At 67.2% G+C, this 7934-nt stretch carries 8 protein-coding genes; 1 reads left to right on the top strand and 7 read right to left on the bottom strand.

Features of this window, described 5'->3' with window-relative positions; all coding sequences use genetic code 11:
- The 4 genes from RT309_RS02525 to RT309_RS02510 all read right to left on the bottom strand — a co-directional run.
- A partial coding sequence (locus tag RT309_RS02525; protein WP_313355038.1) for an ROK family protein occupies positions 1-555 on the bottom strand: 555 nt, incomplete at its 3' end.
- Between the two features lie 7 nt (positions 556-562).
- Positions 563-1486, bottom strand: coding sequence for a carbohydrate ABC transporter permease (locus RT309_RS02520; RefSeq protein ID WP_313355036.1), 924 nt, complete (start codon positions 1484-1486; stop codon positions 563-565).
- On the bottom strand, positions 1476-2387 hold the full coding sequence (locus tag RT309_RS02515; protein WP_313355034.1) for a sugar ABC transporter permease: 912 nt from the start codon (positions 2385-2387) through the stop codon (positions 1476-1478). Before RT309_RS02515 ends, RT309_RS02520 begins: the two co-directional genes overlap by 11 nt.
- Before the next feature lie 41 nt (positions 2388-2428).
- Complete coding sequence (locus tag RT309_RS02510) at positions 2429-3691, bottom strand: sugar ABC transporter substrate-binding protein (protein WP_313355032.1); 1263 nt, start codon at positions 3689-3691, stop codon at positions 2429-2431.
- Positions 3692-3854: 163 nt separating this feature from the next.
- On the opposite strand from RT309_RS02510, the gene RT309_RS02505 reads away from it, so the two are divergent.
- A complete protein-coding gene (locus RT309_RS02505; protein WP_313355030.1) occupies positions 3855-4991 on the top strand; it encodes an ROK family transcriptional regulator in 1137 nt (378 codons plus the stop codon).
- A gap of 10 nt (positions 4992-5001) precedes the next feature.
- On the opposite strand, the gene RT309_RS02500 is transcribed toward RT309_RS02505, so the two are convergent.
- The 3 genes from RT309_RS02500 to ilvN all read right to left on the bottom strand — a co-directional run bounded on the left by RT309_RS02500 (position 5002) and on the right by ilvN (position 7931).
- The gene (locus tag RT309_RS02500; RefSeq protein ID WP_313355028.1) at positions 5002-6261 is read right to left on the bottom strand and encodes an alpha-L-fucosidase; all 1260 of its coding nucleotides are present in this window, start codon (positions 6259-6261) and stop codon (positions 5002-5004) included.
- A gap of 94 nt (positions 6262-6355) precedes the next feature.
- Positions 6356-7384 carry a ketol-acid reductoisomerase gene (gene ilvC, locus RT309_RS02495; RefSeq protein ID WP_313355026.1) on the bottom strand — a complete coding sequence of 343 codons (1029 nt, stop codon included), beginning with the start codon at positions 7382-7384 and terminating at the stop codon, positions 6356-6358.
- 37 nt (positions 7385-7421) lie between these two features.
- Positions 7422-7931 carry an acetolactate synthase small subunit gene (gene ilvN, locus RT309_RS02490; protein WP_313355024.1) on the bottom strand — a complete coding sequence of 170 codons (510 nt, stop codon included), beginning with the start codon at positions 7929-7931 and terminating at the stop codon, positions 7422-7424.
- Between the last annotated feature and the right edge of the window lie 3 nt (positions 7932-7934).

Below are 7934 nucleotides of genomic sequence, written 5' to 3'. Positions count from 1 at the left end.
CCCGATCTGCCCGCAGGTGCAGACGAGATCGCTGTACCCGGGGGTGTGGCCGATCTCGCCCGCCGCGCCGTGCGGTCCGCGGCGCAGCCCCCCGTCGATGATCACCGCTCCCCCGACCCCGGTTCCGAGCATGACACCGAGGACGTCATCGCGGACGCCGGCGGCGGCCGCCTCGCCGAGCAGGAACGCGTTGACGTCGTTCTCCACGCCGACGGGCACGTCCAGACGCGCGGAGAGCTCGTCGCCGAGCGGGAATCCCGCCCAGTCGACGAAGGTCGCCGATGCCGCACGGATGGAGCCCGTCTGGTGATCGATGACGCCAGCCGCCCCGACGCCGGCGCTGCGAAGTCGCACGGCGACGCGATCCGCCAGAGCAGCGACCAGGCCGGCAGCGGCATCCGCCATCGCTGTGCCGCCCTGCAGTGAGGGAGCGGGTACGGCGCCGCGTGCGAGTATCGCGCCGGCGTCGTCGACGATGAGCGCGGCGATCTTCGTGCCGCCGATGTCGATCCCGGCGTGACCGGGCCTCACCTCGGTCTCGTGATGCTGAGCCATACCGGGATCAGCGCCCGCCGAGGCCGGCCATGGCGATGCCCTTGACCAGGTGCTTCTGCAGCGCGACCACCAGCAGCGTGGTCGGGATCATCGAGATGATCGATGCGGCCATCTGCAGATCCCAGCGGGTGCCGGTCAGACCCGAGAAGCTGGCCAGACCCACAGGCAGCGTGCCGTGCGCGTTGTAGTCGACCGTGACGATCAGCGGCCACAGATAGCTGTTCCAGAACGACAGGAAGGTGAACACCGCCAGCACCGCGACCGCCGAAGTCGACAGCGGCAGGATGATCTGCAGAAAGGAGCGGATGGGGCCGGCTCCGTCGACGCGGGCCGCCTCCTCCAGCTCGTACGGGATGCCACGGAAGAACTGCCGCATCAGGAAAGTGCCGAACGCGGTGAACGCGAACGGGAAGATCAGCGCCTGGTGGGTGTCGACCCAGCCGAACCACTGCATGACCTGGAACATCGGGATGACGAGCACCTCGGCGGGAACCATCAGAGTGGCGAGGAAGAGCACGAACACCGCGTCGCGGCCCTTCCAGCGCAGCCGCCCGAACGCGTACCCGGCGGTGGTCGAGACCATCAGCACCACGAGCGTGCCCGCCACCGACACGAACAGCGAGTTGCCGATGTAGGTCCAGAACGGACCGAAGGCGAACACGTCCGCGAAGTTGGACCAGCGGATCTCGGAGCCGATCAGGCGCGGCGGCATCGAGAAGATGTCATTGTTCGGCTTCAGCGCCGAGAAGAATGCGTAGATCAACGGCAGCATGAACAGCGCGGCCGCGACGTAGATGGTGACGTGGCCGATGATCAGGCGCACGCGAGCCGCCCGCGTCATCGGCGCGCGGCCGCGACGACCTTCCACGTGCACCTGTTCGTCGTCGGGTGCGGCGGTGAGGACCGGCTGCAGGACGGTGTCAGTGCTCATAGTGCACCCACTTCTTCTGCGCTCCGAACTGCAGCGCGGTGATGATGATGATGAGGGCGAAGAGGATCCAGGCTCCCGCAGCCGCGAGGCCGAGGTCCTGGAACTTGAAGCCCTGGTTGTAGATCCACATGACCAGCGGCATGGTGGAATTGCCCGGTCCGCCGCCGGTGAGCAGCTGCGGCTGCACGAAGACCTGCAGTGAGGTGATCATGGTCATGATCGTGGCGAAGAAGATCGCCGGTGAGATCATCGGGATCATCACGTTCCAGATCATGCGCAGCCCGCGGGCCCCATCGATGCGCGCGGCCTCGACCACGCTCTCGGGCAGCTGCTCGAGAGCCGCGGAGAAGATGAGCATGTTGTAGCCGAGTCCCTGCCAGACGCTCATCACGACGACCATGATCATCGCCCACTGACGATCGGCGAGGAAGTTGGGCAGCTCGATGCCGAACCAGGTCTGCGACAGTCCGTTGAACAGGCCCTGCGGCTGCAGCAGCATCTTCCACACCAGGACGTTCGCGACCATCGGCGTCACCACGGGGATGAAGAACAGCACCCGCAGTGCACCGCGACCCCGGATGCGCGGTCCGAGGCCAAGAGCGAGGGCCAGCGAGAGCACGATGCTGATCGGCACGTAGAGGACCGTGAACACCAGCGTGTTGCGCAGCGACGGGAGGAAGTTCGGGTCATCGAACAGGCGGAGGTAGTTGGCTCCGCCGTTGAAGGTGCGTTCGCCGAACGTCGGCCAGTCGAAGAAGCTCATCACGACGGACAAGACGACGGGCACGATCGTGAACAGGGCGAGGCCCACCAGGGCTGGGCTTGCGAAGCCCAGCGCCTGGCGCGCCTCGACCTTGGCGAACGACCCGCGACGACGCTGCGGGGCGGTCGAGATGGTCATCTGCGTTTCCTTAGTCGGGGCGGATGCCCCGGATCGATGTGTCAGTTGCCGAACTGCTGCTGAGCGGAGGTGAGCACGTCCGACATGGACGTCTGACCGTTGTACACGCTCACAAGCTCGGGCTGGACGAAGGTGCCGACCTTGGCCCAGTTGTCTGAGACGTACTGGCCCTGCACGTTCGCGAAGGCCGCCTCGAACACCGACTGCACCTCGTCGCGGTACGCCTCGTCGAGCGACTCGAAGTACAGCGGCTGGCTCTCGGCGCGCGCGGGGTAGCTGCGGCCGGACGAAGCGATGTAGTCCTGGGCGTCCTTGCTGAGCAGCGAGCCGAGCACCTTCAGCGCTGCCTCCTTGTTCTCGCACGACTTGGCGATGCCGAAACCGGAACCCAGGATCAGGCTGAGGTCGCCGTTCTCACCGGTCGGCAGCGGGGCCAGCCCGGCCGCGAAGCCGGCGTCGTTGGTCAGGTATCCCACGGCGTTCCACGTGCCGTCGACGGCCATGGCCGCATTCTGGCCGGTGAACTGGTTCTCTCCCCAGCCGGTGTCGGAGGCGGAGGCGACCGGGGCGGCGACCTTCTGGTCGGTGACGAGCCCGGCATACCAATCGGCGGCGGATACGAAGTCCTTGTCATCGAGCTGCAGGGTGCCGTCCTCGGCCACGGGCTGAGTCCCCGACTTGGCGATGGGCAGTGCCTGCCACTGGAAGTCGCCCATGCCGATGCCGAACCCGTACTTGCCACCGGAGGTGGCCTTCGCGGCGATCGCCTCGAAGTCATCGAACGTCCATCCGACGGCCGGCAGCTCGGCGCCGGCGCCCGTGAGCATGTCCTCGTTGTAATAGGCCAGCATGGTCGCCACGTCGAAGGGCAGGCCGTACATCTCGCCCTTGTTCTTCAAGATCTCGGTCGCCCCGTCGGCGAAGTCGCTCTCGGCGAGGCCCGCGGTCTTCAGGTCGTCGGCGGTGAGCTTCACGAAGCCGTCGGTGTAGCTGGCGAGCTGGCCGGAGTTCATGCCGGTGACGCACGCCATGTTGCCCGAGGCCATGTTGGTGGTGAGCTTGGTGAAGAAGTCACCCCAGGGCGCGGTGCGCAGCTCGATCTTGAGGTCGGGGTTCTGCTTCTTGGCGATCTCGATCTGCGCCTCCAGCGCAGCCGTGTCGTCCTCGCTGCCGGACCACATGTCGACGACGATGGCGTCTCCATCGGCTCCGGCGTTCGACCCTCCGCTGCCACTCGCGCAGCCGGTCATCGCGACCGCGCCGACCGCGATCGCCGCAACGGCGCTCACCCGCGTCTTCTTCATTGAATGCCTCCTTGCACAGGGATCTCTAAGCTTGTTTCGCGTTTCGAAACAACCTCTGATTGTTTTGCAGGAAGTTACCGTGTCATGATTCGATGCCAAGCGCAACCCGAACATCCGATGTCTCGTGAGCGTTGCCGAACCGATATCGACCAGAGACGAGCTCATGCCCGCCGCAGCACCAGACGACACCCGCCGGATCCTCGACCTGGTCGCGAGCGGACGAGCCCGCTCGCGTTCGCAGATCGCCGATCAGCTCGGCTTGGCCGCGTCGACCGTCGGCCTGCGTGTGCAGGCGCTGCTCGAGGCCGGCGTGCTGCAGGAGGCCGGGGAAGGCAGCTCACGCGGCGGACGGCGGCCGCGGATGCTCCGCGTCGCCGAGGACGGCGGGGTCGTCCTGACCGCGGATATCGGTGGCGGGCACGCACGGCTCGGGCGCCACGGCCTGTCTGGGGCGATCCAGCGCACTCAGAGCATTCCCATCGATCTCACCGAAGGACCCGAGCGCACGCTCGCCGCCGTCGGCGCGGCGATGGAGAAGATGGTCACAGGCGCGACCGTGCGGGCCATCGGCGTCGGCCTTCCCGGCCCTGTGCGGACAGGCTCAGGCAGCGTCGACCAACCCTCGCGCATGCCGGGCTGGGCGGGTTTCCGCGTCGACGATCACCTGCGCGGACGTTTCGGCAGCGCGCCCGTCGTCGTCGACAACGACGCGAATCTCGCCGCTCTCGGCGAGCACCGGGCGCAGTTCGGCACCTCGCAGCACAGCATCACCGTCAAGGCCGGCACCGCCATCGGCAGCGGCATCATCGTCGACGGTCACGTCTACCGCGGTGCGAGCGGCGCTGCCGGCGACATCACCCACACTCGGATCGACGGGGGCGGGGACGTCCCATGCTCGTGCGGCAACACCGGTTGCCTGGAGACGGTCGCCAGCGGAGCCAGCCTGGTGCGACAGATCACGGAGCGCGGCGTTCCCGGCATCCGATCGACCGAACAGGTGCTGGCACTCGCACGCGATGCCGATCCGGTCGCCACCACCCTCGTGCGCACGGCGGGCACCCATCTCGGCCAGGCGCTCTCCGGCATGGTCAACTTCTTCAACCCGCACGCGGTCTTCCTGACCGGAAGCATGAGCGCTTCCGAACCTTTCCTCGCCGCGGTGCGCAGCCGGGTGTACGAGGCATGCCACCCACTGGCGACGCAGACCCTTCGCATCGAAGCCGCGGACACCGGCGCCGACGCGATCGTCCTGGGCGCCGCCCGGCTGGCGCTGGACGCCCTCGAGCTGCCCGCTGCGTGAGCCGCCCGGTTCAGCGCAGCGTCAGCTCGATCACCGGCATCAGCACGTCGGGACGACGCACCGGCAGGTGCACGGTCAGGGTGCCCTCCGCCTCGCCGGCCGGCGTCATGTGCGAGGCCTGCTGATCGGGATCGGCCTCCGACGTCCTCAGCCACGACCCGTCATGCAGCAAACGGGCGAACGAGACCCGTCCCGCCAGCGCGGGCAGATGCACGAAGCCGAGGGGCCAGCTGAACAGGTGCAGGTAGAGCCTGTTCCCACGGCGGGTGTAGACGCCCTCGCGCGGCGGTGTGAACTCGGCGTGGCCGGCGCCGACGATGGCGTCGCGGTGCAGACTCATCCACTCACCGATCTCGTCGAGCGTGCGCACGTCACGCGGAGCGATGGCGCCGCGCCCGTCGGGGCCGACGTTCAGCAGCATGTTGCCGTTCATCGACACCGAATCGGCGAGCATCTGCACGAGCAGCGTCGGGGATTTCTGGTCGGTGTTGTCCCGGTGGTAACCCCAGGAGCCGTTGAGCGTCTGACAGGCCTCCCACACCTGTGGAACCCCGTCGACGACGAGCGGAGATGTCGGCTGGTACTGCTCGGGTGTCACGAAATCGGCGGGGATTCCCAGCCTGTCGTTCACGAGCATGTCCGGTTGCAGCTCGCGGCACAGTTCCAGCAGTCCTGCCGCAGCCCAGTCCTGCGGGCCCTTACCGGCCCAGCCATCGCGACCGTCGGGGTAGGTGAAGTCGAAGAACAGGTAGTCGATCGTCCCGTAGCGGGTGAGCAGCTCGCGCACTTGGCCGTGCAGGTACTCGCGGTAGCGGCCCATGTCGCGGCCCTCGTTGAGCGCTGCGCCCTGAGGGTCGTCACGACGCGGGTGGTTCCAGTCGACGGTGAAGTCAGAGTGATGCCAATCGATCAGCGAGTAGTACAGCCCGACCCTCAGCCCCTCGGCGCGCAGAGCGTCGACGTACTCGCGCACCAGGTCCCGACCGCACGCCGTCTGCGCGGTGAAGTCGGTGAGGGCGGAGTCGAACAGGCAGAAGCCGTCGTGATGCTTCGTGGTGAGCACGACGTACGACATCCCGGTGTCCTTCGCGCGCCGCGCGAGTTCCCGCGCATCGAACCGGTCCGGCTCGAAATGCTCGAAGTACTGCCGGTAGTCGTCGTCGGTCAGCCGCTCGTAGTTCTGCACCCACTCGTGCCGCGCGGCGGCGCTGTAGATGCCGAAGTGCACGAACATGCCGAACCGCGCCGTGTCGAACCATTCCTGTCGCATGCGTTCATCCTCGCACAGACATCGGATGTATCACCGGCAGCAGAAAGAAAGGGAGGCACCCGGCGAACCGGATGCCTCCCCTCCACGAACGGGATCAGCGCGCGGCGCTGCCCTCGACGTAGTCCTCGTCCTGCGACTTCCAGGCGAACAGCGAGCGCAGCTCCTTGCCGGTCGCCTCAATCGGGTGGCCCTGCTCCTTCTCGCGAAGGGCGAGGAACTCCTCGGCGCCGTTGTCCTGGTCCTCGATGAAGCGCTTCGCGAACGCACCCGACTGGATGTCGGCGAGCACGCCCTGCATGCGCTCCTTGACACCGGCGTCGATCACGCGCGGGCCCGAGACGTAGTCGCCGAACTCGGCGGTGTCGGAGATCGACCAGCGCTGCTTGGCGATGCCGCCCTCCCACATGAGGTCGACGATGAGCTTGAGCTCGTGCAGCACCTCGAAGTAGGCGATCTGCGGCTGGTAGCCCGCCTCGACGAGGGTCTCGAAGCCAGCCTGCACCAGGTGGCTCATGCCACCGCAGAGCACGGCCTGCTCGCCGAAGAGGTCGGTCTCGGTCTCCTCGGTGAAGGTCGTCTTGATGACGCCGGCACGGGTGCCGCCGATGGCCTTCGCGTACGACAGCGCGAGGTCCCAGGCCTGGCCGGAGGCGTCACGCTCGACGGCGATGATGTCGGGGATGCCGCGGCCGGCGACGAACTCGCGACGCACCGTGTGGCCGGGAGCCTTCGGGGCGACGAGGATCACGTCGACGCCCTCGGGCGCGTCGATGTAGCCGAAGCGGATGTTGAAGCCGTGCGCGAAGGCCAGGGTCTTGCCCGCCGTCAGGTTCGGGGCGATGGACTCGCTGTAGATCGTGCGCTGGTGCTGGTCCGGCGCGAGGATCATGATGACGTCGGCCCACTCGGCTGCGTCAGCGACGTTCTTGACGGGGAAGCCCGCCTCCTCCGCCTTGGCGATCGACTTCGAGCCCTCCTTGAGGGCAATGGTGACCTCGACGCCCGAGTCGCGAAGGTTCATGGCGTGGGCGTGGCCCTGCGAGCCATAGCCGACGATGGCGACCTTCTTGCCCTGGATGATCGAGAGGTCGGCGTCTGCGTCGTAGAAGATCTCGGTGCTCACGGTGTTGTTTCTCCTTGCTCGTGGTTCGTAAGTTCTGTCAGCCGCGCATGACGCGCTCGGTGATGCTCTTGCCGCCGCGGCCGATGGCGAGCAGGCCCGACTGGGCGAGCTCCTTGATGCCGAAGGGCTCGAGCGCGCGCAGCAGCGCCTGCACCTTGCCCTGATCGCCGGTGACCTCGACGACCACGGCATCCGGTGCGTAGTCGACGATCGACGCGCGGAACAGGTTCACGATCTCGAGCACGTTCGACCGGGTGTTGTTGTCGGTGCGCACCTTGATGAGCATGTGCTCGCGCTGCACCGAGGTCGACGGCTCGAGCTCGACGATCTTGATCACGTTGATCAGCTTGTTCAGCTGCTTGGTGACCTGCTCGAGCGGCAGGGCGTCGACGTCGACGACGACCGTGATGCGGGAGATCCCCGCGACCTCGGTCACGCCGACGGCGAGGGAGTGGATGTTGAAGCCGCGGCGGGCGAACAGCCCGGCGACGCGGGTCAGGATGCCGGGGGTGTCCTCGACGAGAAGGCTCAGCACGTGTGTGGACATGGC

The sequence above is a fragment of the Microbacterium sp. genome (genome assembly GCF_032084865.1).
GTDB lineage: Bacteria > Actinomycetota > Actinomycetes > Actinomycetales > Microbacteriaceae > Microbacterium.
Note: the sequence above shows the minus strand (reverse complement) of the source record. Positions and strands in the feature narration are given on the sequence as shown.

Coding starts and splice junctions, on each gene's coding strand:
- RT309_RS02515 (WP_313355034.1), bottom strand. CDS start 2,387: ATGACCATCTCGACCGCCCCGCAGCGTCGTCGCGGGTCGTTCGCCAAG.
- RT309_RS02510 (WP_313355032.1), bottom strand. CDS start 3,691: ATGAAGAAGACGCGGGTGAGCGCCGTTGCGGCGATCGCGGTCGGCGCG.
- RT309_RS02500 (WP_313355028.1), bottom strand. CDS start 6,261: ATGCGACAGGAATGGTTCGACACGGCGCGGTTCGGCATGTTCGTGCAC.
- RT309_RS02520 (WP_313355036.1), bottom strand. CDS start 1,486: ATGAGCACTGACACCGTCCTGCAGCCGGTCCTCACCGCCGCACCCGAC.
- ilvN (WP_313355024.1), bottom strand. CDS start 7,931: ATGTCCACACACGTGCTGAGCCTTCTCGTCGAGGACACCCCCGGCATC.
- RT309_RS02505 (WP_313355030.1), top strand. CDS start 3,855: ATGCCCGCCGCAGCACCAGACGACACCCGCCGGATCCTCGACCTGGTC.